Source organism: Hymenobacter swuensis DY53 (assembly GCF_000576555.1).
GTDB lineage: Bacteria > Bacteroidota > Bacteroidia > Cytophagales > Hymenobacteraceae > Hymenobacter > Hymenobacter swuensis.
Genome location: NZ_CP007145.1, coordinates 780312 through 803656, shown reverse-complemented (window position 1 = coordinate 803656; position 23345 = coordinate 780312). Strand labels below are relative to the sequence as shown.

General features: G+C 61.1%; 23 protein-coding genes. 14 read left to right on the top strand and 9 right to left on the bottom strand.

Annotation, left to right across the window (positions count from 1 at the left end):
• Window positions 1-75 precede the first annotated feature (75 nt).
• Both HSW_RS04930 and msrB read right to left on the bottom strand, forming a co-directional pair.
• Entirely contained in the window at window positions 76-870 is a 795-nt protein-coding gene (locus tag HSW_RS04930) for a DUF3050 domain-containing protein (protein WP_044001059.1), read from the bottom strand.
• A 145-nt stretch (window positions 871-1015) separates the two neighbouring features.
• Entirely contained in the window at window positions 1016-1591 is a 576-nt protein-coding gene (gene msrB / locus HSW_RS04925) for a peptide-methionine (R)-S-oxide reductase MsrB (protein ID WP_071883062.1), read from the bottom strand.
• A 252-nt stretch (window positions 1592-1843) separates the two neighbouring features.
• On the opposite strand from msrB, the gene typA reads away from it, so the two are divergent.
• Window positions 1844-3652: a translational GTPase TypA gene (gene typA, locus HSW_RS04920; protein ID WP_044001058.1), complete on the top strand. Its 1809-nt coding sequence runs from the start codon at window positions 1844-1846 to the stop codon at window positions 3650-3652.
• 348 nt (window positions 3653-4000) lie between these two features.
• The gene (locus HSW_RS04915; RefSeq protein ID WP_197031942.1) at window positions 4001-4750 is read left to right on the top strand and encodes a YqjF family protein; all 750 of its coding nucleotides are present in this window, start codon (window positions 4001-4003) and stop codon (window positions 4748-4750) included.
• A 173-nt stretch (window positions 4751-4923) separates the two neighbouring features.
• Here the strand turns inward: HSW_RS04915 and HSW_RS04910 are convergent, their stop codons facing one another.
• Genes HSW_RS04910 through HSW_RS04900 form a run of 3 tightly spaced genes read right to left on the bottom strand, consistent with a single transcriptional unit; the run spans window position 4924 to window position 6408 of the window.
• Window positions 4924-5256, bottom strand: coding sequence for a DMT family transporter (locus HSW_RS04910; RefSeq protein WP_044001057.1), 333 nt, complete (start codon window positions 5254-5256; stop codon window positions 4924-4926).
• Between the two features lie 16 nt (window positions 5257-5272).
• Window positions 5273-5554, bottom strand: a complete 282-nt coding sequence (locus tag HSW_RS04905) for an acylphosphatase (RefSeq protein ID WP_044001056.1) — start codon at window positions 5552-5554, stop codon at window positions 5273-5275.
• A complete protein-coding gene (locus HSW_RS04900) occupies window positions 5551-6408 on the bottom strand; it encodes a hypothetical protein (protein ID WP_044001055.1) in 858 nt (285 codons plus the stop codon). Before HSW_RS04900 ends, HSW_RS04905 begins: the two co-directional genes overlap by 4 nt.
• A 101-nt stretch (window positions 6409-6509) precedes the next feature.
• Here HSW_RS04900 and nagA point away from each other — a divergent pair, with 101 nt between their 5' ends.
• Both nagA and HSW_RS22520 read left to right on the top strand, forming a co-directional pair.
• Window positions 6510-7628 carry an N-acetylglucosamine-6-phosphate deacetylase gene (nagA, locus tag HSW_RS04895; protein WP_044001054.1) on the top strand — a complete coding sequence of 373 codons (1119 nt, stop codon included), beginning with the start codon at window positions 6510-6512 and terminating at the stop codon, window positions 7626-7628.
• A 150-nt stretch (window positions 7629-7778) separates the two neighbouring features.
• A complete protein-coding gene (locus tag HSW_RS22520) occupies window positions 7779-8438 on the top strand; it encodes a DoxX family membrane protein (RefSeq protein ID WP_052346127.1) in 660 nt (219 codons plus the stop codon).
• Window positions 8439-8470: 32 nt separating this feature from the next.
• On the opposite strand, the gene HSW_RS04885 is transcribed toward HSW_RS22520, so the two are convergent.
• On the bottom strand, window positions 8471-9280 hold the full coding sequence (locus HSW_RS04885; RefSeq protein WP_044001053.1) for a TrmH family RNA methyltransferase: 810 nt from the start codon (window positions 9278-9280) through the stop codon (window positions 8471-8473).
• A 150-nt stretch (window positions 9281-9430) separates the two neighbouring features.
• On the opposite strand from HSW_RS04885, the gene HSW_RS22515 reads away from it, so the two are divergent.
• The 7 genes from HSW_RS22515 (at window position 9431) to HSW_RS04850 (ending at window position 14951) form a co-directional block, all read left to right on the top strand.
• Window positions 9431-10918 carry a sensor histidine kinase gene (locus HSW_RS22515; protein WP_052346126.1) on the top strand — a complete coding sequence of 496 codons (1488 nt, stop codon included), beginning with the start codon at window positions 9431-9433 and terminating at the stop codon, window positions 10916-10918.
• Window positions 10919-11028: 110 nt separating this feature from the next.
• Window positions 11029-11439 carry a response regulator gene (locus HSW_RS04875; RefSeq protein ID WP_044001052.1) on the top strand — a complete coding sequence of 137 codons (411 nt, stop codon included), beginning with the start codon at window positions 11029-11031 and terminating at the stop codon, window positions 11437-11439.
• A 338-nt stretch (window positions 11440-11777) separates the two neighbouring features.
• Window positions 11778-12728 (top strand): hypothetical protein, encoded by a 951-nt coding sequence (locus HSW_RS04870; protein WP_044001051.1) that lies wholly within the window; start codon window positions 11778-11780, stop codon window positions 12726-12728.
• A gap of 74 nt (window positions 12729-12802) precedes the next feature.
• Window positions 12803-13552 (top strand): endonuclease III domain-containing protein, encoded by a 750-nt coding sequence (locus HSW_RS04865; RefSeq protein ID WP_081768256.1) that lies wholly within the window; start codon window positions 12803-12805, stop codon window positions 13550-13552.
• A gap of 37 nt (window positions 13553-13589) precedes the next feature.
• Complete coding sequence (locus tag HSW_RS04860) at window positions 13590-13790, top strand: hypothetical protein (protein WP_044001050.1); 201 nt, start codon at window positions 13590-13592, stop codon at window positions 13788-13790.
• Window positions 13791-13793: 3 nt separating this feature from the next.
• Window positions 13794-14066 (top strand): DUF167 domain-containing protein, encoded by a 273-nt coding sequence (locus HSW_RS04855; protein WP_052346125.1) that lies wholly within the window; start codon window positions 13794-13796, stop codon window positions 14064-14066.
• A gap of 84 nt (window positions 14067-14150) precedes the next feature.
• Window positions 14151-14951, top strand: a complete 801-nt coding sequence (locus HSW_RS04850; RefSeq protein WP_044001049.1) for a ZIP family metal transporter — start codon at window positions 14151-14153, stop codon at window positions 14949-14951.
• Between the two features lie 161 nt (window positions 14952-15112).
• Here the strand turns inward: HSW_RS04850 and HSW_RS04845 are convergent, their stop codons facing one another.
• Window positions 15113-16495, bottom strand: coding sequence for an ammonium transporter (locus HSW_RS04845; RefSeq protein WP_081768255.1), 1383 nt, complete (start codon window positions 16493-16495; stop codon window positions 15113-15115).
• 263 nt (window positions 16496-16758) lie between these two features.
• Between HSW_RS04845 and HSW_RS04840 the strand changes: the two genes are divergently transcribed.
• Genes HSW_RS04840 through HSW_RS04830 form a run of 3 tightly spaced genes read left to right on the top strand, consistent with a single transcriptional unit; the run spans window position 16759 to window position 20662 of the window.
• Window positions 16759-18135, top strand: a complete 1377-nt coding sequence (locus tag HSW_RS04840; protein WP_044001048.1) for an ATP-binding protein — start codon at window positions 16759-16761, stop codon at window positions 18133-18135.
• A gap of 7 nt (window positions 18136-18142) precedes the next feature.
• Window positions 18143-19411, top strand: a complete 1269-nt coding sequence (locus HSW_RS04835) for a tetratricopeptide repeat protein (RefSeq protein WP_044001047.1) — start codon at window positions 18143-18145, stop codon at window positions 19409-19411.
• Between the two features lie 48 nt (window positions 19412-19459).
• Window positions 19460-20662 carry a tetratricopeptide repeat protein gene (locus tag HSW_RS04830; RefSeq protein WP_044001046.1) on the top strand — a complete coding sequence of 401 codons (1203 nt, stop codon included), beginning with the start codon at window positions 19460-19462 and terminating at the stop codon, window positions 20660-20662.
• A 256-nt stretch (window positions 20663-20918) separates the two neighbouring features.
• On the opposite strand, the gene HSW_RS04825 is transcribed toward HSW_RS04830, so the two are convergent.
• Window positions 20919-22124, bottom strand: coding sequence for a threonine synthase (locus HSW_RS04825; RefSeq protein WP_044001045.1), 1206 nt, complete (start codon window positions 22122-22124; stop codon window positions 20919-20921).
• A 272-nt stretch (window positions 22125-22396) separates the two neighbouring features.
• Window positions 22397-23305, bottom strand: coding sequence for a LysR substrate-binding domain-containing protein (locus tag HSW_RS04820; protein WP_044001044.1), 909 nt, complete (start codon window positions 23303-23305; stop codon window positions 22397-22399).
• Window positions 23306-23345: the final 40 nt, after the last annotated feature.

Sequence of the window (23345 nt, the reverse complement as noted above, 5' to 3'; positions counted from 1 at the left end):
GCAAAAACCACAGAAGCCAGCCCAATGCAAGCCAGCTTCCGTGGTTAACGAGCCTTACGCAGGGTAAGTTGAGTTTTACGCGTGAATCAGGTGCAGATCGGCCTGGATGCCGTTCCAAAGGCCCACGCGGGCCTGCATGCACTGGGCCGCTACCACGCGGCTTTCTTCCCAGCGCCGGGCGTCCTGACCGCACAGGTCGCGCACCATCTGCTGCGCCAGGGGTGTATGCACCTCCTCATCCAGCTCAATATGACGGTTGAGGTAGTAGCTGAACGTGTCGAGTTGGCCGGGGAAGCGGTGGTTGAGGTCGGCTACTAGGTGGCGGAACATGTCGGGAATTACGTCTTCGCGGCCGAAGGTGAAGGCGGCGGCCACGGCGTGGGGCTTGCCCGACTCAATGATGGCAAACGTACCCAACACGAACTCTCGCACTGATACCGGCGCGTTGGCCGCTTCCAGTGCCTCGGCTACCGTGTGGCCGGCGGCCAAGGCATCCAGCAACCGTTCGATGGGAGCGGTATCGGCACCGCATTCCTGCATGGCGCGCAGGTACAGCTCGAAGTGGCTGGCCGGCCGGCCTTGGGGGTCCACGTCGGTTTCTTCTTCCAGCACAATATCGTTGATGAGGCGGCGGGTGGCCGCATTGCCACGCGGCACCCACGGAATTTCAACGCACGTCAGCTCCCGCTGCAACGCCTTCAGCAACGACATAAAATCCCACACCGCAAACACATGATGCTGCATGAACACGCGCAAATCATCGAGCGAATGAAGGGACTGGTACACGCTGTGGGCCACCAACTGCTGCCGGGCGGGCGCAAGAGCTTCCTGAAGCTCGGCAATGGAATCTGAATGATACTGAGTTGACATAAAGCAGAAAGAAAAAGTACGGCGGAGCCTGCACCCCGCAGGCACAACAAACGAAAAGGCCCCCTGGCATGGATTTCCAGGGGGCCGGTAAGCAAAATTACGGGTGAACCAGCATTCCTCGGGCTGCCATCGGAATGACGCGTGCCTACTTTGCTTTTTCGAATAGCATTCCGTCGGAATCCATGCAATAGCGCTGGCCAGTAGGCTTGGGACCATCATCGAAAACGTGGCCGAGGTGGCCGCCGCACTTGGCGCACACCAACTCGTCGCGACTCATGCCCAAGCTGTTGTCGGCGGTTACTTTCAGGCTGTTTTCCGAGGCCGGAGCCCAGAAACTCGGCCAGCCCGTACCCGACTCAAACTTGGTTTCGGAGGAAAACAGCAGGTTGTGGTCGGCCGCGCAGTAGTAATTTCCCTTCTCGTGGTTGTTGGCATATTTATTCACGAAAGGCCGCTCGGTTCCCTGCTGGCGCAGAATAAAATACTGGGCCGGCGTAAGCTGCGCCTTCCATTGCGCATCGGTTTTGCGCACAGGAAACTCGTCGGGCTTTCCGGTCACGACCTTTGGCTTGGGATACGCCTTGGCGGCAGCTGATGGGCTGGTTACGGGTCGGGGCGAATCGGCCAGGTCCATTTTGGCGTCGCGGGCGGGCTTATTTTGCGAGCAGGCCGTGTTCAGCGTAGCTCCGGAGAGAAGCAGAAAAAGCAGAGAAAAGCGCATGAGGGAGATAAAAAGAAGAAAATACAGGTGAGCCGGCCGGTGTGCCTGGGCGGCCAATTACAACATACGCAACCACGCCTAGGTTCGGTCTTACCCGGCTGAATAGCATTTCCTCTATACTTTCGGGAACCTCAGCAGCCCAATAAGTTGTCTGTCTGCGCACGCGCTGTTTCTTCCTCACTCAGTCACAATTGATTACTGCACGTTTTTGCGCTAAACATTCCGTACCTTTGCGCCCGGAAAAACCTTTGTATGCAGAACATTCGGAATATCGCCATCATCGCCCACGTTGACCACGGCAAGACCACGCTCGTGGACAAGATCATCCACGCCTCCAAGCTGTTCGACGAACACCAGCAGTTCGACGACCTGATTCTGGACAACAATGACCTGGAGCGTGAGCGGGGCATCACCATCGTCTCCAAGAACGTATCGGTCCGGTACAAAGACGTTAAAATCAACATCATCGACACCCCTGGTCACGCCGACTTCGGCGGCGAGGTGGAGCGGGTACTGAAGATGGCCGACGGCGTATTGCTGCTCGTCGATGCTTTCGAAGGTGCCATGCCCCAGACGCGCTTCGTACTGGGCAAAGCCATCGACCTGGGCCTGAAGCCCATTGTAGTGGTGAACAAAGTCGACAAAGAAAACTGCCGTCCCGACGAGGTGCACGAGCAGGTGTTCGACCTGATGTTCAACCTGGGTGCCAACGAAGACCAGCTGGACTTCGTGACGCTGTACGGCTCTTCGAAGCAGGGCTGGATGAGCACCGACTGGAAAGTAAAAACCGACAGCATCATTCCGCTGCTTGACGCCGTGGTGGCTTCCATTCCTCCCGCTCCTACCCTGGACGGCACGCCGCAGATGCAGGTTACTTCGCTCGACTACTCGTCGTTCGTGGGTCGTATCGCCATTGGCCGCGTGCACCGCGGTACGCTGCGTGAAGGCGCTAACATGAGCCTGGTGAAGCGCGACGGCACCATCAAGAAAGTAAAAATCAAAGAGCTGCAGGTGTTCGAAGGCCTCGGCCGCACGAAGGTTTCGGAGGTTAGCTCCGGCGAAATCTGCGCCGTGACCGGCATCGAAGGCTTCGACATCGGAGATACGCTGGCTGACGCCGACAACCCCGAGGGCCTCGCCGTTATCAGCATCGACGAGCCGACGATGAACATGCTGTTCACCATCAACAACTCGCCGTTCTTCGGTAAGGAAGGTAAGTTCGTGACCTCGCGCCACCTGCGTGACCGTCTGTTCAAGGAAACGGAGAAAAACCTCGCTTTGCGCGTGAAGGAAACCGATAAGGAGGATACATTCTTGGTGTACGGCCGCGGTATTCTTCACTTGTCGGTACTCATCGAAACGATGCGCCGCGAAGGGTTTGAGCTGCAGGTAGGCCAGCCGCAGGTACTGTTCCGTGAAGACGAGAATGGCAACCGCACCGAGCCCATCGAGCACTTGGTAGTGGACGTGCCGGAAGAAACGGCCGGGAAGGTTATCGAACTGGTAACGATGCGCAAAGGCGAGCTGACCATCATGGAGCCGAAAGGCGACCTGCAGCACCTGGAGTTCAACATTCCGGCCCGGGGCCTGATCGGCCTGCGGAACAACGTGCTGACCGCCACCGCTGGTGAGGCCATCATGAACCACCGCTTTGCTTCCTACGAGCCTTACAAAGGCACCATTCCCGGCCGGATCAGCGGTTCGCTGATTGCCATGGAAACCGGTCCCGGCACCGCCTACACCATCGATAAGATGCAGGACCGCGGCGAGTTCTTCGTGGAGCCCGGTGAGGAAGTATACGCTGGCCAGGTTATCGGAGAGCATACCCGCCCGAACGACTTGACCATCAACATTCAGAAAGGCAAGAAGCTCACCAACATGCGTGCCTCAGGTACGGATGACAACGTAAAAATCGTGCCCAAGCGTCAGTTTTCGCTGGAAGAAGCCATGGAATACATCCAGAAGGATGAGTACCTGGAAGTAACCCCGAAGTCGACGCGGATGCGCAAGATCCTGCTGGACGAAAACGAGCGCCTGCGCTCGGCCAAGAAATCCGACTAGGTTTTTCTAAGCTGGTGGCTGGTAGCTGTCAGCCCGTAAAAAGGGGCGTAGCCGATGGCTGCGTCCCTTTTTTGTTGCCGCCACTGTCTGCTGCTGAGCTAATGATACAGTGCAGAACATCCAAACCACGTAGAAAAGCGAAGTACGGGAGTTGCGGCAGCGGCTGGAAAACCGGGAAGAGTAGTATACCGGCAGGCTGGCTAGATTCATATTGATTTCGGCAACGATATGAGCCGGGTTGTAGTGTTGAGCTACATCCCGGCTTTATTGTTGAATTCTTGCGGGAGGTTTTACCGGCCGCACGGTTGTACGCACAACCTGAGCCTCACGCTTCCCCACCTGCTTCCCTTGTCCGATTATCTGCCTCCCGTCCGCTCGTCCCGCTGGCCCCTGATGCGGCAACGGTGGAGCAACCTGCTGTTTGCGCACTGGCCTGTAAGCCCGGAAGTGCTGCGCCCTTACCTGCCGCCGCGCCTGGAGCTGGACTTGTTCGACGGGCAGGCGTGGCTGGGCGTAGTGCCGTTTACCATGAGTCACATCCGGCCGCTGGGCTTGCCGGCCGTGCCGGGCCTGAGCGCGCTGCACGAGCTGAACGTGCGCACCTACGCCCGCCTCGACGGGGTGCCGGGCGTGTGGTTTTTGTCGTTGGATGCTACCCAGCCACTGGGCGTGTGGGCCGCCCGCACCCTGTTTCATCTGCCTTACCTGCACGCCCGCATGCAGCTCACCCACACACCCGACGGCACGCTGCACGCCACGGCCACGCGCACGCACCGCAGCGAGCCAGCGGCTACGTTTGCGGCCTCCTGGCAGCCGGGGGCCGCGCTGCCCCTGGCCCAGCCCAACACTTTGGCCCATTTCCTTACTGAGCGGTATCACCTCTATACGGCCGGCCATACGGTACGCGCCGGGCAGCATGGGAATAGTTTGTGGCGGGGGCAGCTCTGGCACGCGCCCTGGGCATTGCGCGAGGCCACCCTTACGCGTTGGGAATCCACACTAGTCGAAAGTCACGGTCTGTCCACACCGGCCGGCCCACCCCTGCTGCACGCTGCCGATAAGCTGGACGTGTGGGTGGAGGAGTTGCGGCGCGTCTGACGCCGAGGTTGAATCACTCCGCTTCAGCCGAAGCGTAGGCTTCATATCGGAAACTGTAGTAAAGACAGTACAATACCGATATAATGAACAGGTTGGTGATGAAAGACGGGCAGCTGTGCTGGCTGGTCATATAGCAACTGGTACCACCCGTACTTCCGGCAATCTTACTCGGTTCAGTGCGCGGAGGTTTTGGAGAAGACGTTGATGACGATAATCCCCGTCAGAATCAGGAGCAGGCCAATAATGGCGGGCAGGTCGGGAATCTGTTTGTACAGCACCACTCCTACCAGCGTAATGAGCACAATACCCACGCCCGACCATACGGCATAGGCAATGCCAATAGGAATGGCCTTGAGCGTTAGGCTGAGGCAATAGAAGGCCAGTGCGTACCCGGCCACTACTACTACACTGGGCCAGAGTCGGGTAAATCCCTCCGAGGCTTTCAGGGCTGAGGTGCCAATGGTTTCGGCCACAATGGCCAGCAGCAGAATCAGCCAGTTTTTCATAGTAGAGAAGGTATACTTAGCGCTGAACGCTAAATTCTTGATGGCCCTGCACCGCACCCGGCGTGGCCGTTACTTGGTCTACCCGGGCCGCCGGCGGGCCTGTATGGCACCAAGCTTCCAGCGCGTCGAGGGCAGCGGCCGGACCTTCGGCTTCGATGGTGACGGTACCGTCGGGGTTGTTGCGCACGGTGCCGGTAAGGCCCAGGCGGCGGGCTTCGTGCTGGGTACTCTGGCGAAAGAAAACGCCCTGTACCCGGCCTCGGACGTGCATGATACGATGTTCAATGGGTGAACTCACGGGATAAACTGTATGTGCCAGCGGTCCTGGGAATCCTGCTGCCAGCGGGTATTGTGGAAAGGATTTTCGGCCGATAGCACTCGTCCGGGCAGATGCTGCCGATGCAGGCGGCCGGTTGTAACGTCACGTTCATCAAGGTACACAGCCGGCGCGTGGGCCGTGGTACGACGCGCCGGGCCATTGTCTGTGAGAATTGAGGTGGTCGTATCTGGGCTGAACAAGCGGGCCAGCGTCCGCCGGTCGGGGGCCAGGGAGTGCACTTCCGTCGGCTCATCAAACTTACCCCTGATGGAATCGGGGAAAGCCGGAAACCACACTGGAAAGCCCCGGAGCTGCTTCAGGTCGAAGAGCGTGCCGGAAGTATCGGTGCGCGGTACCCATACGGCCCCGGTATCGGCCGCCAGGTTGAAAGGCGGCGAGTAGTAGCCGGAGTTGTCAGCCCCGACGCGGTAGAGGCGCGGCCCGGCGGTAGTCAGGCGCAGCAAATACACGATGTTGACCGGCTCCTGCCCCACCAGGCACTGCACCCGCAGCAGCCACCGGGCCGGATACGCTGGCAGCCGCTGCAACCGTCCCAGCGTAGGCAAACCCGAATCGGGCTGACAGAGAGTAATGGGGAGTAGGGGCCGGCCGTGGTAGAGCACTTCGGTAGCCAGCGTATCGTAGTAGCTAAACAGTAGCCGGGTATTCTTCTGGATGCGGTAACGCAGTACCAACGGAGCCTGCAGAGAGGCATTTTCGGTGATAAACTCAGAGGTGGAACAGGCCCCAAACCCCAGTACCACCAGCAACGCGCCCAGCAGCAGGCGGGGCCACCATGACTTACGGACGAAAAGAGGCGCTAGGAACGGCATGAGAATGGCGGCGGCAGAAACCGAGACAAGATAAGCAGCGGACGTTTGCCGGGAACCTGCCAACTTCGCGTCTCTCCTTGCCTCTGGCTTTTCCCGCCCTCATGCGCTACCTGCTTCGCAACTGCCTTGTGTACACCGGTTCCACCCTGCTGCCCCACCATACGCTGCTAGTGAAGGATGGGCTGATCGAGGCAGTACTGCCCGAGGAGGCCGCCCCCACCGACGTACCCACCGTGGACGTCAGGGGTCTGAGCTTAGCCCCCGGCCTGCTGGATTTGCAGGTGTACGGGGCCGCAGGGGAGCTTTTTTCTGTGACGCCCACGCCCGAGGCGCTTGCCACTTTGTGCAGCCACTCTTTCCGGCACGGTACCACGGGGGTACTGGCCACCATGCCCACCAACTCCTGGCAGATGATGCTGGCTGCCCTGGAAGCAGGCCGGGAGTTTCAGCGGCAGCAGCCGGGGCTGCTGGGCATTCACCTGGAAGGGCCGTATATCAACCCCGCCAAAAAAGGCGCGCACCAGGCTGAGTTCATCCGCACGCCCACCGTGGCGGAAGTCGAAGAACTGTTGCAACAGGCCGATGGTGTGCTGAAGATGATGACGCTGGCCCCGGAAATGGCCCCCGCCCCCGTCCTGGCCCGATTGCGCGAAGCCGGCGTGGTGCTGTCGGCGGGGCACTCCAATGCTACCTATTCGCAGGCGGCGGCCGGCTTCCAACAGGGCTTTACCGCCGCCACGCACCTGTTTAACGCTATGTCGGCGCTACAGGGCCGGGAGCCGGGGCTGGTGGGGGCCGTATACGATGACGCGGCAGCCGAGGCCAGCATCATTGCCGATGGCGTACACTGTGATTTTGCCTCGGTGCGCATCAGCAAACGGATTCTGGGGGAACGACTGTTTCTGATTACTGATGCCGTGACCGACAGCTGGCAGGGCGCTTACCGGTTTCAGCAGCAGGCCAACCATTTTGTGAATGCGCAGGGCATTCTGGCCGGCTCGGCTCTGACCCTGCCAGTAGCCATCCGCAACTGCGTGCAGCAAGTGGGCATTCCACTGGATGAAGCCCTGCGGATGGCGTCCCTCTACCCGGCCCGCGTATTAGGCTTCGATAACCGGCTAGGCTACCTGGAAGCCGGCTACGCGGCCGACTTCTGGCTGTTCGATGAGCAGTTGAACGTGCATGCTACCGCGCGCGGCGGAGAACTAATCTGGTGGTAAGCTACTTGTCTGCTGCGCTAAAGAGAACAAGCGGCGGGCAAAAGCCCGGGGAAATGCGGGTTTCCGGGCGTCCGGGCAGTAGTTGGTTGATTAGATGAGAAGCAAAAGACTGGGAAGACCATCTTTCGCCGTCCTTAACTTTCCTTCGTTATGCCACCTGTTATAGTCTATGGGCTTATCCTGCTCCTTCCCCTGCTAGCTACGATACTGGCCCTGCGGCTGGGTGGGTGGCGGCGGCGCGCATACGTGCTGGGCTGCCGCCTGCTGCTAGGGGCGTTTATGCTGGGCGGAGGCCTGTACAAACTCTCCGATAATCATCTGCCCGGCCTGATGGGGCCACCTATGGACCACGCGTTTCTCACGGAAAACGGGCTGGTTTTATACGCGCAGTTTATTGGCGTAGCCCAGCTGCTGATTGGCTTTCTGCTCCTGACGGGCCGCTTTGCGCTGCTGGGGGCCGTGCTGCTGGTGCCCATGTGGCTCAACATCATTTTCCTTACCTGGTCGCTGAACTGGACGGGCACGCCGTTTTTTACCACCGGCTTTCTGATTCTGACGCTGGGCCTGCTGCTCCATGATTTTCAGCGCCTCAAATTTGTGCTGTACCCGCCCCGGCAGACGGCACCGCTGCCGGTCTGGCACACCGCCGGCCCCGGCCCCGAAGCCCTCTGGTGGCTGGGCCTGGGCGTAGTGCTTACCGGCAGTCTGCTTTATGCGTGGTCGTTAACCATGATGCTGAGCATTATGGCTTTGGGTACTGCTCTGGTGCTGGGAGCCAGTATATGGAGCTGGCAGCGGACAATCAAATAAGAACTCAGCAACCGGATCCACCCTAAGGCCAGCTACTCCCGCTGCCGAACGGCTTCAAACGTGAGAATGGCCGTGGCAGTGCTCACGTTAAGCGAATCAATGGCCCCGCGCATGGGAATGATGATGGTCTGGTCGCAGGCCTGCATAAGTTCGGGCGTGAGGCCGTCGGCCTCGGTGCCCATGACCAAAGCCGTGGGGCCCCGAAAGTCGCAGGTGGTATAGGCCACGGCATGCTCCGTGAGGGCGGCGGCGTAGGTGCGGATACCGTGCTTGCGGCACCAGGTCAGCAGGGCCTCGCGGGTGGTGGCAATGGTAGGTACCGTGAAAGAGCACCCGATGCTGCTGCGGATAGCGTTGGGGTTAAACAAATCGGTGCGCGGGTCGCAGACGATGACGGCCGTAGCCTGCGCGGCATCGGCAGTGCGCAGGATGGCACCCAGGTTACCGGGTTTCTCCACGGCTTCCAGCACCAGCAGCAGCGGCGCGGCCGGCAGCAGCAGCTCCTCCAGCGTGAGCTGGGGCGGGCGGGCCAGGGCCAGCACGCCGTCGGAGCCTTCCCGGTAGGCTACTTTTTCAAACACCGCCTTCGATACCTCAAACCACTCGGTAGTACCGCCGCCAAATAGCTCCTGCAGCTGTTGTTGCCATGCCGCGCCGGCCAGATCAGGGCACACGAACAAAGCCGGAATGACCACGCCCGCGCCGTGGGCAATGGTGAGTTCCCGCAGGCCTTCAATGATTGTCAGCCCCTGCGCCCGGCGCTCCGACGACTTTTGCTGCAGCTTGAGCAGGTTCTTGATGCGCGGATTCTGGGGCGAGGTAATCGGGTCGAAGAGGGGCATGGCAGCAGATACCGGCGGCAAAGGAGCCAGCCGGATTTCGGGCAAAGATACGGAAGCCAACCCGCCGCCTCGGCCGGCCGTTGTAGGCGCAGCTAACTACCCGCCGTACCTTACGGCCGTTTTCCGCTCCTTCTGTTCCTGCTCCTGCCTATGGGCCTCAAGCTCAACACCAAAATTATTCTGGGTTTCGTTATTGCCGTGGGCGTATTGCTGCTGACCTCGGCTATTTCCTGGTACAGTATTCAGCAGCTGGGGTTCTACACGCGCCAGGTAGAGCATACGTACCAGGTACTGGAAAATGCCTCCAGCCTGCGCGGCCATATGCGCGACGCCCAGAGCCAGGTGCGTGGGTATCTGCTGCTCGATGACAGCACCTACCTGCCAGGCTTCGAAAGCAGCATCCCCGCTGCCCGTTCCGACCTGTCGGCGCTGCAGGGCCTGACCATCGACAACGCTGGCCAGCAGAGACGCCTCGACACGCTGGCTACCAGCATCGAGGATGAGTTTGCCTACCTACGGCGCTGGACAATGCTGCCCCCATCCAGCGAGGCGGTACGCCGGTTAGTGCGCCTAGACCAGGCACGTCAGCTGGAGCTGCGCCAGCTTATCATGCGTGTGCAGAAAGAGGAGCAGGAACTGCTGAAGGAACGGCGGCGGCGGCAGGATTTCTTCGAGAATACTACCCCGGCCGCCATTGTGGTATCGGCCGTGCTGGCGGCTATTATTGTGCTCTGGCTGTTTACCAAAATCACCCAGGAGCTGCGGGCCAATGAAGAGCTGCAGGCCGAACTGGCCCGTACCAACGCGGACGTAGCCCGCCGCATTCAGTTGATTGAGAGCCTGGCCAACCGGGTAGTGCAGGGCGATTATACCGTGAAGATTTCGGACCAGGAACAGGACACGCTGGGCAACCTTGCAACGTCCCTCAACCACATGACCCAGACGCTGGACAACAGCTTCACGGCCCTCGAAAACCGCAACCGGGAACTGGACCAGTTTGCCTACGTGGCTTCCCACGACCTCAAAGCCCCTTTGCGCGGGGTAGTCACGGTAGTGAAGTGGATTGAGGACGAGCTGCCCCACGAGCTCAGTGACCAGATGCGCCAGTACTTGGACATGATGAAAGGCCGCCTGCACCGTCTCGAAGACCTCATCAACGGGCTGCTGGCCTATGCCCGCGCCGGCCGCACCGAGCGCAAGCTGGAACAAGTGAACGTGCAGCAGCTGGTGAGTGAAGTAACGGAGCTGGTTATTCCGCCCACGTTTCGGGTAGAAACCCCTACTCTTTTGCCCGTGCTGGTAACCGACCGGCTTAGTTTGCAGCAGGTATTTACCAACCTGATGGGCAACGCCGCCAAGTACCACAACCGCCCTGATGGCCTCATCACCGTGAGCTGCCGCGACTTGGGCGAGTGCTACGAGTTTCGGGTGCAGGACGACGGCCCCGGCATTGCGCCCCAGTTTCAGCAGAAGGTATTCCTGATGTTCCAGACCCTGCGCGACCGGAACACGGCTGAAAGTACCGGCATTGGGCTCAGCATTGTGAAGCGCATTGTGGAGGAGCAAAAAGGCACCATCCACATCGAATCCCAGGAAGGCCGGGGCGCAGCCTTTATCTTCACCTGGCAGAAGAATTAGAGCGAGAGGGTTTGGGGTAGGAGGGTAAGAGTTATTGCTCACATCCTCCTACCCCAAACCCTCTCGCCCCCCATACTCTCTTACCCCCAAACCCTCTCACCTCTACTCTCATGCGCTCCGTTCTGCTTGTTGAAGACGACTTTTTTGATACGATGACGGCTAAAAAGGCCTTCGAGAAATTCAGCGTGCCCCACCAACTGCACACGGCTTTCAATGGCTTGGAGGCGTTGGATATGCTGCTGGGCAGCAACGGCGTAGAGGCCATCCGGCCGCTGCCCGAAGTGATTCTGCTGGATCTGAACATGCCCAAAATGAACGGTCATGAGTTTCTGGCCGAAATTCGTACCCATCCCGAACTGAGCGAAATTCCGGTGTTCATCATTACCACCTCAGGAATGGATGTAGACCGCCTGAACGCCCAGAACCTGGGCGTGAGCGGCTACATTCTCAAACCCCTGGACTTCGAATCCAGCCCCGACATGGTAGACAGCATGAACCTGCTGGAGAAGCTCCTGCGCTAAGCCGGCTTGTAGCAACGTGGCTTACCCGGCCCCGGGTGCAACCTGCGGCGGCCTTGTCGGCTCCTGAATGAGTATTGCTCTTCGCCCGACACGAACGGGCTGCTCTCTGTGGGGTGGCCCGTGCGTGTCGGGCGGCGTTTTGAGTGTTCCGCTGCCCTGTTGCACACCAGAAACTGAGGCGGCTGCGTTCAGGTATCGGCCGTGTCAGTTGTCGGGCACCTTCCGGCGGCGGCGGCTGTTGCAACGGCATTCAGCAGCACGTGCATGGGCGGGCTGAAAACTCACTTCTTCCTCATCTTCCGGCCGGCTATTTGCGGCCATTCTGCTTACTTGCCTGTATGTTGCTCCGCTCCCTCCCCCTTCTGGCTCTGTGCGCCCTGGCGGCTCCGGCTTTAGCCCAGCAAACGCCCCGCGAGCTGAATACCCTGCCCGGTGCTCCTGCTCCCAGTCCTGCCGCTCCGGCTCCCGTTACGCCGGCTCCGGCTACCGTCGTCGCGCCCGTGGCGGATACCACCCGCCGCGCGCCTGCGCCCCGTACGCTGGCCGCGCCACCCGCCCTGCCCGATTCGGCCCGTACTCAGCGCCAGGTGCTGCCGCCAGCCAATACCACCCGCTACGCCGTGGGGTTGAAGTCGGGCCAGGTGCTGCGCGGCTACGATGTGGAGCTGAAGCAGCCGCTACTGGGCCGCCCTTTCCTGCTCGTTGATGGGCAGCAGCGGTTCGAGCTGAATGATGTGCGCTACTATGAGGACGAAACCGGGTTTTACGTGCGCACCACGCTGCCAGGCCGCTCCAAGCGCGAAAGTACCCTGCGCCGCGACCGGGTGGGCCGCATCAGCCTGTACTCCATCACCAGCCAGCAATACATGAATAATGGCGGCTTCGGCTCGCCTTACGGCTACGGCCGATACGGCGGGTTTGGGGGCTACCCTTATGGCGGCGGTTACGGTGGCTACCGCACGGTGCGCACAGAGTATTTCAGCAAGGATAACGGCCCCATTGAGGACCTGAGCATCAAGAATCTGCAGCTGGCCACCCAGGACAGCCCTGGCTCGCAGCAGCTCCTGGCCAACGCTCGCCGCTACCAGACCTACACCACGCTCAGCTATGTGGGAGCCGGCGGCCTGCTGCTGGCTGGGGTACTTTCCAGCTTTGGCGGCAGCAACGGGTTTTCGGTGTCGCCGCTGGTGTACGCGGCTATTCCGCTGGCCATCGTGCCGCTGGTGATTGGCGGTAAGCAGCAGAACAGCATCAAACAGGCCATTCTGCTCTATAACCGAGGGCAGTAGTTCTGGCAGATGTAGTTTACTTCAATGCCCCGCCGGCCCACTAGCGGGGCATTTTGTTTGCTGCTCAGACAGCCATGAGGACGTTGCTTCGCGTAGGCAGGCAGGTGAAGCCGTCTGTTTTTTCCGATTCGCTGACCGAGCGTCAGGAGTTAGCCCTTTGGGTACATGCAAAGCTATGCGCCGAGTATGGAGCCCCTTTCCCTTTTTTCAGCACCAAGGACCCGCTTAGTGAGTTGATCAGCTCCCTGCTTTCCCACCGCACCCGCAACCAGGATTCGCACCGGGCCTACCAGCAGCTGCGGGCCCGCTTCCCGACCTGGGAGGAAGTGCGCGACGCCCCGGTAGCCGAAGTAGAGGCCGCCATCAGCCCCTGCACCTGGCCCGAGCAGAAAGCACCCCGTCTCCAGCAGGTACTGCGCGAAGTAAGCCAGCGCTGCGACGGCGGCCCCTGCGAGCTGGAATTTCTGGCCGATTTACCCATTCCGGAGGCCCGGGCGTGGCTGGAGCAGCTACCCGGCGTGGGGCCCAAAACCAGCGCGGCCGTGCTGCTGTTCAGCACCCTGCGCCGCCCCGCCATGCCCGTGGATAGCCACCACCACCGCGTGGCCCAGCGGCTGGGGCTCATCGGCCCCAAAGTAGGCGAGGCGGCGGCTCATACCCAGCTGGCGGCCCTGCTCCCACCCGACTGGGACGCCCAGCTGGTGTATGACCACCACGAAGCCCTGATGTTTCACGGGCAGAAGTGCTGCTACTTCCACACGCCGGCCTGCGGGCGGTGCGTGGTGCTGGCACGGTGCCCGTTCGGCCAGAGCCGGGTTTCGTAATTTTCTGCATCTTTCTCACCTCCTACTCCTCTCTGCTATGAAAACCACGTACGGCCTGCCCGCTTTGCTTTCCATCTTCGTCCCAGGCCTGGGTCAGCTTATCAAGGGTCAGATTCTGAAGGCCTTTCTGATCTGGGCCGTAGGCGGCACCATCGGCTTTCTACTGGCCTGGACGCTTATCGTGCCCTTCGTTATCTGGGCCTGGAACGTGTACGACGCCTACAACGATCCGGCCTAGCGCGTGCCCATTCTGCATCTGAAAGCCAAACCCAACGGCCGCCGCAACCAGCTGGAAATAGCGGCTGACGGCACCGTAACGGTCCGGCTGAACGCCCCGGCTCAGGATGGTAAAGCCAACGCCTGCCTGCTGGGGTATCTGGCCGAAGTGTTCGGCGTGAGTAAATCCAGCGTTACACTCCTGAGCGGCCACACGGCTCCCTTTAAGAAAGTGGAAGTAGCGGGCCTCACCGAAAGCGAGTGTGCGGCAGTGCTGATGCGGTTCCGGGCCGCCTAACGGTATCCTTTGCGGAGATTCCGGCGTTGAACGGTCACCGCTGGCGTTGGGCTGGCGGTTTTCCGCCCTTTCTCCCCTCTGCTTATGTACGCTTTTCCCACCTGGGCCGTGGCCGGCTTCTGGGGCCTGGTTTCGGGCTCCGCGCTGTTGCTGGGCGCGGCCATTGGCTATTTTGCCAAAGTACCGCAGCGGCTTATTGCCGCCATTATGGCGTTTGGCAGCGGTGTGCTTATTTCCACGCTTTCTTTGGAACTGATGGAGGAAGCCTACAAAAAAGGTGGTTTCGACTCTACCGGGCTGGGATTTGTGGGCGGTGCGGCCGTGTATACGCTGGCTAATTGGCTACTGGCGCGCTACGGAGCCAAGCACCGCAAACGCTCCGGCCACCTTCAGGGCCAGGAACGCACCGCCGTGCAGCAGGGTAAAACCGAAGGCACTGATGCGGGCGACGACAACGGCATGGCCCTGGCCATGGGGGCGCTGCTGGATGGTATTCCCGAAAGCATTGTTATTGGGCTAAGCATGCTGGCCGGAGGAGGCGTTAGCATGGTAGCGGTAGTGGCCATTTTTCTGAGCAACCTACCCGAGGGCCTGAGCAGTGCCGCCGGCATGCGCAAAGCCGGCCGGCGGCCCGCCTATGTGCTGGGGCTCTGGGCCGGCATTGCAGTTATTTCGGGGGTGGCGTCCCTGGTTGGCTACACGGTTTTCAGCGGCTTCTCGCCCGAGGTAGTGGCCGCTACTACCGCCGTGGCCGCCGGCGCAGTCCTGGCCATGATTGCCGATACCATGATTCCGGAGGCCTTCGAAGTGGCCCACAATTTTACGGGGCTGATTACCGTACTGGGCTTTCTGGTGTCGTTTGTGCTCAGCAAGCTGGGCGAGTGAAGTAATGACGTTCTGTAAAAAGCAGAGAAGGCCACCGGATTCCCCGCCGGTGGCCTTCTTACTACTAGGGTACCCCTCATTCCCTTCTCTAACCCACCGACCACCAGAGGGGAGCACCTCAACTTTCCGGAGTATGAGGCTTACAGTGGCCGGTGTTGCTGTTACGCGTTTTCCGTGGCCAGTTCGCGACGGTATGTGCGCTCAAATTCTTCGTCGATGTGGTAAGTGGATTCTTCGTGCTGGCTTAGGTCGAGACCAAGCTCCTCTTCCTGCAGCTTTACGCGCAATCCGAAGATACGGTCAGTTATTTTAAGGAGGATCCAGGCCCCCACGAATGAGTAGGTTATCACGATGAGCAGGCCCAGCAGGTGGTAGCCGAAGGTGGTGAAGGTGCCATGAATCAGGCCCACCTTATCAGCAAACACACCCGTGAGCAGCATGCCCACAATACCGCCCAATCCGTGGCAGGGAAAGACATCCAGCGTATCATCGATGGTGGTGCGGGAGTTCTGCCAGTGCACGGCCGCGTGGCTGATAATAGCCGACAGCACCCCAAACAGGATGCTCTGACCATAATCGACGTAGCCGGCAGCGGGCGTAATGGCCACCAGCCCCACTACTGCGCCGGTGCAGGCCCCCACGGCCGTAGGTTTGCCGCCGCGCACTACCTCAATCAGCACCCAGGCAATGAGGGCCGCCGCCGAGGCCAGGTTGGTATTCACAAAGGACAATGCCGCCAGCTCATTGGCTCCCAGCGCCGAGCCGGCATTGAAGCCAAACCACCCAAACCACAGCAGGCCGGTTCCCAGCAGCACGTATGGCACGTTGGGCGTGGAAAATGAAGTCGGCCGCAGGTTGGCCGAGCGCCTGCCTAATACCATTGCCCCCGCCAGGGCCGCCACGCCTGCCGAAATATGTACTACCGTGCCACCGGCAAAATCGAGCACGCCCCATTTGCGCAGGAAGCCCTCGGGGTGCCAGGTCCAGTGGGCCAGCGGGCAGTAGATAAACAGGCTGAACAGCACCATGAAGGCCAGATAGCCCTTGAACCGCACCCGCTCGGCAAACGAGCCGGTAATCAAGGCCGGAGTGATGATGGCAAACTTGAGCTGAAAGGCGAAGAACAGGATGAACGGAATGGTAGCAGCAAAGGCCGGATTAGGGGCGGTGCCCACATTGCGCAGCAGCGCAAACGTGAGCGGATTGCCAATGAGCCCGTGCCAGGAGTCGCCGTAGCACAGCGAAAAGCCCACAAAATAGAACAGCACTGAAATCACGCCCAGCGCCACAAAGCTCTGCAGCATGGTACTGATGACATTTTTGGGCCGTACCATGCCCCCGTAGAAGAACGACAGACCCGGCGTCATAATCAGCACAAAAGCCGTGGCCGTGAGCATCCAGGCTACATCGGCTCCGTTGAGGGAGCCGGGCACGGCAGCCGGGTGCGGCACCTGCACAAAGGCTGCCAGCAGTGCCAGCACCAGCAGTGTGCCCAACGCGAACAGACTCTTGCTAGGTTTCAGGGAGGAAGATGTAGGAGTCATGACAAGCTTATTGGGTAACTGCACCTTATTTTCAGAGGTCAATATACCACAAGCATGGTATTTTTTTCTAAAATCCCTATCCAATAGAGGGCCAATTATCTATTTACACAGAATATAACAGAATACACCCCTTTCGTTTCATAGGCACTATTAGCAATTCATACAATCCGATTAAGAAAGCGTAGTGGCTGGCATTACCGGGCTGACGAAGCATAGTTGCGTGCGAAACCTGTAGCTTGCGGCCCTCATCTTAGTCTATTTATATGGCGACTCTGCCCAATTCCTCCGATATACAACCCTTACTCGACGCGCTACAGTTTTCGCCCGAAAACGTGCCGTTGCGCCGCCACGTAGCCAGCTTGCTGCGCCAGGTGGGTCGCTTTACCGAAGCTGAAGACCACTACCGCCTCGGCCTGCGCCAGGCCCCCGACGATGAGGAGCTGCAGCTGGGCCTAGCTGAAACCTACGCGGCCTTACAAAAGACTTCAGCGGCCTTGGTGGTGCTGGAAGAAGTGCTGCGTGCCCACCCCGACCACGCCCGCGCCCACCTGCTGCACGCCCGGGTGCTGGCCGGAGCCGGCGGCCCGCCCGACGAAGCCCGCGCCGCCTACCAGCAGGCGCTGCAGCTCGACAGCAGCCTGCGCGACCAGGACCTCGACGAGCAGCTGGGGTTGCGCCCGGCCGCTCAGCCCGCTGGCGGCGGCGCCCCCGCCGACTACAACGCCACCCACGTTTCGGCCCAGGGCCTAGACGAGCGCGCCCTGTTTGCGGGCCTGGAGAAGCCGAAAATCACGTTCCAGGACGTGGGCGGCATGGAGGTGGTGAAAGAGGAAATCGGCATGAAAATGATTCAGCCATTGCTGCACCCCGACCTCTACAAAGCCTATGGTAAGGCGGCCGGGGGCGGGCTGTTGCTGTACGGCCCGCCCGGCTGCGGCAAAACCTACCTGGCCCGCGCCACGGCCGGCGAGGTAAAGGCCTCTTTCATCCACGTCGGCATCAACGACATTCTGGACATGTGGATGGGCCAGAGCGAGAAGAAGCTGCACGAGCTGTTTGAGCTGGCCCGCATGCAGGCGCCCTGCGTGCTGTTTTTCGACGAGGTGGATGCCCTGGCTGCCAACCGCCACGACCTGCGCCAGAGCGCCGGCCGCACCCTCATCAACCAGTTTCTGGAGGAGCTGGACGGGGCCCGCAGCTCCAACGACGGCGTGCTCATTCTGGCCGCCACCAACGCCCCCTGGCAGCTCGACCCCGCCTTCCGCCGCCCCGGCCGCTTCGACCGGATTGTGCTGGTAACCCCGCCCGATGAGCCCGCCCGCGTGGCCATCTTGGAAGTGCTGCTGCGCGGCAAGCCCGTAGCCGACGACCTACGCCTGCCCGCCCTGGCTGCCCAGACCGCCGGCCTCTCCGGTGCCGACCTGCAGGCCGTGGTGGATACGGCCGTGGAAGCCTGCTTGCGTGAGTCGATGAAAGGCGGCAAACCGCTGCCGGTGCAGCAGAGTCATTTGCTGGCCGCCGCCAAACAGGTGCGCCCCAGCACCAAGGAGTGGTTTGCCACGGCCAAAAATTACGCCCTCTATTCCAATGAAGGCGGTACCTACGACGACATTCTGACTTACCTGGGCATCAAAAAGTAGCCTTCCCATGACACCCAACTCCCCCGCAGCGCGGTGGCAGGACGCGGTGCAGAATCTGCTGGATATGCGCCGCCCCGTGCAGGCCGAGCAGCTGCTCCGGCAGCAGCTGGTCCGCAATCCGCGGGAGGGGCAGGCATATATCATGCTGGGCTTTGCGCTGTATCAGCAGAACCGTCTGCCCGAAGCGCGGAGTGTGGTGCAGGAAGCACTGGCGCTGAATCCGGCCGCCAGTGAGGCCCTGTATGTGCTATGCCTCATTGAGGATCAGGCCGGGCAGCAGGAGGCTATGCAAACGGCTCTGCAGGAAGCCCTTCGGCTACAGCCCACCAATCCGAAATATCTCAGCATTCAGGCCCAGCTGCATCTGCACCAAGGCGAGCCGACGGCGGCACAACGAGCCGCGGAGCTGGGACTTTCCCACAACCCGACGCATGCAGGGTGTCTGGTAGTGCGCGCGGGTGCGCTGCATGCGCTGCAGCACTGGCCGGAGTTGGCCGCAACGCTGCAGCAATTGGTAGCCGCCCACCCGAATCTACCTAAAGCGCACCAGCTCTTAGGCCGCGAAGCTATGCGGCAGAAGCGGTTTGCAATGGCCCAGGCGCATTTTCAGGAGGCGTTGCGCCTGGCCCCCAATGATGCCACGGCTCTGCAAGGAGCCAGCCAGGCTATTCGGCAGCAACTCTGGCTGGGCCGGTGGGCAACGTGGCTGGACAACTACCTTACGTTCATTTCGGAAGGAACGAAACAGCGGCAGTTGAAAGCGTGGGGGCACTTTCTACTGATTCTGATTCCGCTTAGTCTGCTGTGTGTGCCCATTCTGCTGTTCATGGGGTTCGAGGCCGTGTACTGGCGCTTGCACCCGCAGGTGCGGCAGCTCCGCAACCGCCCCGCTGCCACCCGGCCCTACGCGCAGCAAACGTTTCGGCGGTACGGTCCGGTAGCGGCGTTTTCGTTGTTGCTGCTGGCCTGGGCGACAGGTTTCATCTGGCTGCTGGTCTGGCTTGGCGTACCAGAAAGCAGTCTGGGGCCGGGGCTCACGGGCGGCCTCACGTCAGTAGCCCTAGCCATTGGGGCAGCATTCAAGCAGGCTTCCGAGCGGTCCATTCCCGAAACCTCGCCCCTGGCAGAGGTGCTCGGCAGCCTGTTGGTGCTGGTCACCACCATTACCTGCGTGTGCTGGGAAGATACCTGGCCATTCGGACCGGTGACGCTGTTCATTTTAACCTCTGGCGTGGGGGTTTACTTCATTCGCCACGCTTGGGCTGCCGGGCAGTAACCACCGGCCTGGCTTTAGTTGTTTCCCTTCCGCTCTCTACCTTATACCATGGATTCCTACCAGTCGATTAGCCGCGTGCAACTGTTGTTGCAGCATAAACGCCCCCAGGAGGCCGAGCAGGAAGCCCGCCGCCAACTCCGCGACGACCCCGACAACAGCTACCTGCAGTGCATGCTGGCCCTGGCTTTAATGGAACTGGCCCGCCTACCTGAAGCTCAGACCACCGCGCAGCAGGCTATTCACCTCGACCCCGAAAACAGCTTTGCCTTCTACGTGCTGAGCGCCACGCTACAGCGCCAGCATGAACTGCCAGCGGCCTTAAAAGCAATTGAGGAAGCTCTGGCTCTTGACCCCGAGGACGCCGATTACCAGCACGTATTGGGCCAGCTCCGGTTTCAGCAGGGGCAATTGCACGCCGCGTTGCGCGCCGCCGAAGCCGGCCTTCAGGTCGACCCGACCCACGTCGACTGCTTGGGCTTACGGGCGCGCTGCTTGGCCCGCCTCGGCCGCCACGACGAAGCCTCTGCCGACCTTGATGAGGCCCTGCGTCACAGCCCTTCCGACGCCGGCACCCACGCCGACATGGGCTGGGTGGCCTTGGAGCGCGGCCGCGCCAAAGAAGCCGCCGGCCACTTCCGCGAAGCCCTGCACCTCAACCCCACCTCCGACTACGCCCGCGAAGGCTTGGTATCGGCCCTGAAAGCCCGTTTCTGGCTCTACAATGGCTTCTACCGCTTCATGGTCTGGACCCAGACGCTGAGCCCCGGCACGCGGCAAGGCCTATTTATCGGGCTGTTTCTGCTCTCGCGGGTGGTGCCGGGTCTGTTGCCGCTATACCTAGTGCTGGTCTATATGAGCTGGTTTGCCGAGCCGCTGTTCAACTCCCTATTACGCTTCAACCGCTACGGCCGCTTTGCCCTCAGCGAAGCCGACACGCGCTATTCCAACCAGTTTCTGGCCTTGCTGTTGAGTGCCCTGGCCCTACTGGGCGCGGGCCGCTACGGCCACCTCAGTCCGCTAACTACGGCCGGCATTGTGGGGCTGGGGCTGCTATTTCCGCTGGTGGGCACCCAGCGCCAGTGGCTCCCGAAACGGCGGCAGCAGTCGAAGTGGTTTGGCTGGGGCCTGGTGGCTGCGGGTGTGCTGGCTATCGGCTTCGATGCGCTGGCGCTGCCGGCTGAGGGGCCGCTGTTTATGACGTTCCTGGGCGGCACGCTGGTATACGTGTGGGTGATGGGCCTGCGGAGTTAGTTGTCGAGGTTGGCTAGGAAGTGGGACCCTAGAACGTCATGCTGAGCTTGTCGAAGCATCTCTACCACTTCGTTGCCCGGCTGTAGAGACGCAATATCTTGCGTCTCGTCGTTGAACGATAACAACATCAGCAACGCCAAGACGCAAAATATTGCGTCTCTACACCGTTCATAAACCCAACGTAAGCAACTATTCAGCAACCTAACGTCAGCAACGACGAGACGCGAAGTGTCGCGTCTCTACACCGCGCCAGCCATTACCCGTTTGCCCTACCCAGCACGTTGTCCAGGTACTTCTGGGCCGAACCGGTATTGAGCAGCAGAATCTGCTCCTCGGGCCGAATCTGACCAGTGTGCAGCAGCTGTAACGCTGCGCTCCACAGCGCCCCGCCTTCGGGGGCCACGAACAGACCTTCCAGGTGGCTCAGCTCGCGCATGCCGGCCAGCATCTGCTCGTCGGTGATGGCCAGGGCCAGGCCGTTGGACTCATCCAGCACATCCAGCATGAGCGGTTCGCCCAGGGGGCGGGGCACGGCCAGGCCGTTGGCAATAGAGGGCTGGCCCACGTAGGCGTGGCAGTTGGGCTGACGGCCGGCGCGGGTTTCCACCAGCGGGCAGCAGCTGGCGGCCTGCACGGCTATCATGCGGGGCAGCTTGGCGTGGCGCGGCAGCCAGCCCAGCTCCTGCATTTCGCGCAGGGCCTTCCAGATACCGATGAGGCCGGTGCCGCCCCCGGCGGGGTATAGCAGCACGTCGGGCAGCGTCCAGTTGAGTTGCTCGGCCAGCTCGTAGCCCATTGTTTTCTTGCCTTCGAGGCGGTAGGGCTCCTTGAGGGTCGAGACGTCGAGCAGCTCGCCGGCGGCGTTCAACTCCCGTACCCGGGTGGCGCAGTCGTTGATGAGGCCGTCTACGAGGTGGACTTCGGCCCCGTACCAGTAGCATTCCTCCTTGAAGGCCGTGGGCGTGTGGCGGGGCATTACCACTACGCAGCGCAGGCCGGCCCGGGCACAGTAGGCCGCCAGCGCCACGCCCGCGTTGCCGGCCGTGGGGATGATGCAGCCGGTTACGCCCAGCTCTTTGGCCTTGGAAACCGCCATGCTCAGGCCCCGGGCCTTGAACGAGCCGGTGGGGTTCTGGCCTTCGTCTTTGAGCAGCAAACTGCGCAAACCGTGGCGGGCGGCCAGGCGCGGCAGTGGCAGCAGCGGCGTCCAGCCCTCGCCCAGCGTCACGAGGTTGGCATCATCGAGCAAGGGCAGCAAAGCCCGGTAGCGCCACATGGAGTTATCAGTGGGGTTGATGACGTCGGCGGGGGTGAGCGGGGCAGTGAGGTCGTAGCGGGCCAGCAGCGGCTGGGCGCAGCAGGTAGAAACATACTGCAGCGTAAAGGCATCGTGGGGGGCGTGGCAGGCGGCGCAGTGCAGCGCGTGCAAACGGGAGTGGGTAGTGGTTTCGAGGGTGGTCATAGCAGGGAGTTGAACGCAAAGCTCCCGCCGCCCTATGCCCAAACCAAACGCCTTCTTGGAATAGCCTATGCCCGTTTGGAATGATAGCCGGATGATGTAGAGACGCGACACTTCGCATCTCGCCGTTGCTGAGGTTGTTTGGTTGGTGCGGCTCCGGTCGTTCAACGGCGAGACGCGAAGTGTCGCGTCTCTACACCGTGTGGTGCAAGCAACATCAGCACACGAGATTCGTCGCAGGCTCGGAATGACGTTCTGGGTTTGCCCCTGCTTTACTACCGCTTCGCGTTGCCGTAATACCGCCGGGCGAACTGCACGAAGGTTTTGTAGGGCAGGTTATTTTCGGTGCCTTTGCGCTGCACGAAATCGAAGTGGCGCACCAGGTTCAGGTCGCGCACGGGCACTTCCACCAGCTCGCCGGCGGCCAGCTCCTTCATCACCGACTGCCGGGGCAGAAACGCCAGGCAGGTATCTACCCGCACGAAGTTCTTGAGGGCCTCGGTACCGCCCAGGCGCACTTTCACCTGCAAATCGGTGAGGCGGATACCGTGGGTCTGCAGGGCTTCTTCCAGCACGGCCAGGGTGCCGGAGCCGGTTTCGCGCAGGGCCACGGGGGTGCGGCGCAGGTCCTGGGCTTCCAGCTCGCGGCGGTGCAGCGGGTTGCGGGCCGAGCACACGGCCACTACCTCATCGGTGAGCAGCGGGGTGTAGGTAACGTGACTGACTTTGTGGATGCCCTCAATAATGCCCAGGTCGATTTCGTGCTCCAGCAGGGCCTTGAGGATGTTTTCGGAATTGCGGTTTTTGAGCGTGAGCTGGGTGTGCGGGTAGCGGCCCAGGTAGGCCGACAGCACCGGCGGAATGACGTAGAGCGAAATGGTGGTGCTGGCCCCAATCACCATCTGCTGGCGGGGCTGAAACTCGGGGCTCAACTCCGTAAACTCCTGCTCTAGCTCGTGTTGCAGCTGCCGGGCCAGCAGCAGCTTGCGGTATAGCAGCTCGCCGGCTGCCGTAAGCTGCACTGCATTGCCGAGTCGCTCGAACAAACCCGTTTTGTAGTGTTCCTCCAGCGCCCGCACCCGCTTGCTCACCGCCGACTGGCTCAGAAACAGCGTCTGCCCCGCCTTGGTGAAGCTCAACTGCCGGGCAACTTCCAGAAAAACTTCGTGGGCGTGGGAAAGCATGGCGGCTGATAGCGAAGAAAAAAACGAAGGGTCCGTTGCC

Bases quoted from the DNA above. Each gene is read 5' to 3' on its own strand.
- HSW_RS04830 (WP_044001046.1), top strand. From the start codon at position 19,460: ATGGATTCCTACCAGTCGATTAGCCGCGTGCAACTGTTGTTGCAGCAT.
- HSW_RS04845 (WP_081768255.1), bottom strand. From the start codon at position 16,495: ATGACTCCTACATCTTCCTCCCTGAAACCTAGCAAGAGTCTGTTCGCG.
- HSW_RS04930 (WP_044001059.1), bottom strand. From the start codon at position 870: ATGTCAACTCAGTATCATTCAGATTCCATTGCCGAGCTTCAGGAAGCT.
- HSW_RS04820 (WP_044001044.1), bottom strand. From the start codon at position 23,305: ATGCTTTCCCACGCCCACGAAGTTTTTCTGGAAGTTGCCCGGCAGTTG.
- HSW_RS04840 (WP_044001048.1), top strand. From the start codon at position 16,759: ATGGCGACTCTGCCCAATTCCTCCGATATACAACCCTTACTCGACGCG.
- HSW_RS04900 (WP_044001055.1), bottom strand. From the start codon at position 6,408: ATGCCGTTCCTAGCGCCTCTTTTCGTCCGTAAGTCATGGTGGCCCCGC.
- HSW_RS04910 (WP_044001057.1), bottom strand. From the start codon at position 5,256: ATGAAAAACTGGCTGATTCTGCTGCTGGCCATTGTGGCCGAAACCATT.
- HSW_RS04870 (WP_044001051.1), top strand. From the start codon at position 11,778: ATGTTGCTCCGCTCCCTCCCCCTTCTGGCTCTGTGCGCCCTGGCGGCT.
- typA (WP_044001058.1), top strand. From the start codon at position 1,844: ATGCAGAACATTCGGAATATCGCCATCATCGCCCACGTTGACCACGGC.
- HSW_RS22520 (WP_052346127.1), top strand. From the start codon at position 7,779: ATGCCACCTGTTATAGTCTATGGGCTTATCCTGCTCCTTCCCCTGCTA.
- HSW_RS22515 (WP_052346126.1), top strand. From the start codon at position 9,431: ATGGGCCTCAAGCTCAACACCAAAATTATTCTGGGTTTCGTTATTGCC.
- nagA (WP_044001054.1), top strand. From the start codon at position 6,510: ATGCGCTACCTGCTTCGCAACTGCCTTGTGTACACCGGTTCCACCCTG.
- HSW_RS04835 (WP_044001047.1), top strand. From the start codon at position 18,143: ATGACACCCAACTCCCCCGCAGCGCGGTGGCAGGACGCGGTGCAGAAT.
- msrB (WP_071883062.1), bottom strand. From the start codon at position 1,591: ATGCGCTTTTCTCTGCTTTTTCTGCTTCTCTCCGGAGCTACGCTGAAC.
- HSW_RS04875 (WP_044001052.1), top strand. From the start codon at position 11,029: ATGCGCTCCGTTCTGCTTGTTGAAGACGACTTTTTTGATACGATGACG.
- HSW_RS04885 (WP_044001053.1), bottom strand. From the start codon at position 9,280: ATGCCCCTCTTCGACCCGATTACCTCGCCCCAGAATCCGCGCATCAAG.
- HSW_RS04850 (WP_044001049.1), top strand. From the start codon at position 14,151: ATGTACGCTTTTCCCACCTGGGCCGTGGCCGGCTTCTGGGGCCTGGTT.
- HSW_RS04865 (WP_081768256.1), top strand. From the start codon at position 12,803: ATGAGGACGTTGCTTCGCGTAGGCAGGCAGGTGAAGCCGTCTGTTTTT.
- HSW_RS04860 (WP_044001050.1), top strand. From the start codon at position 13,590: ATGAAAACCACGTACGGCCTGCCCGCTTTGCTTTCCATCTTCGTCCCA.
- HSW_RS04825 (WP_044001045.1), bottom strand. From the start codon at position 22,124: ATGACCACCCTCGAAACCACTACCCACTCCCGTTTGCACGCGCTGCAC.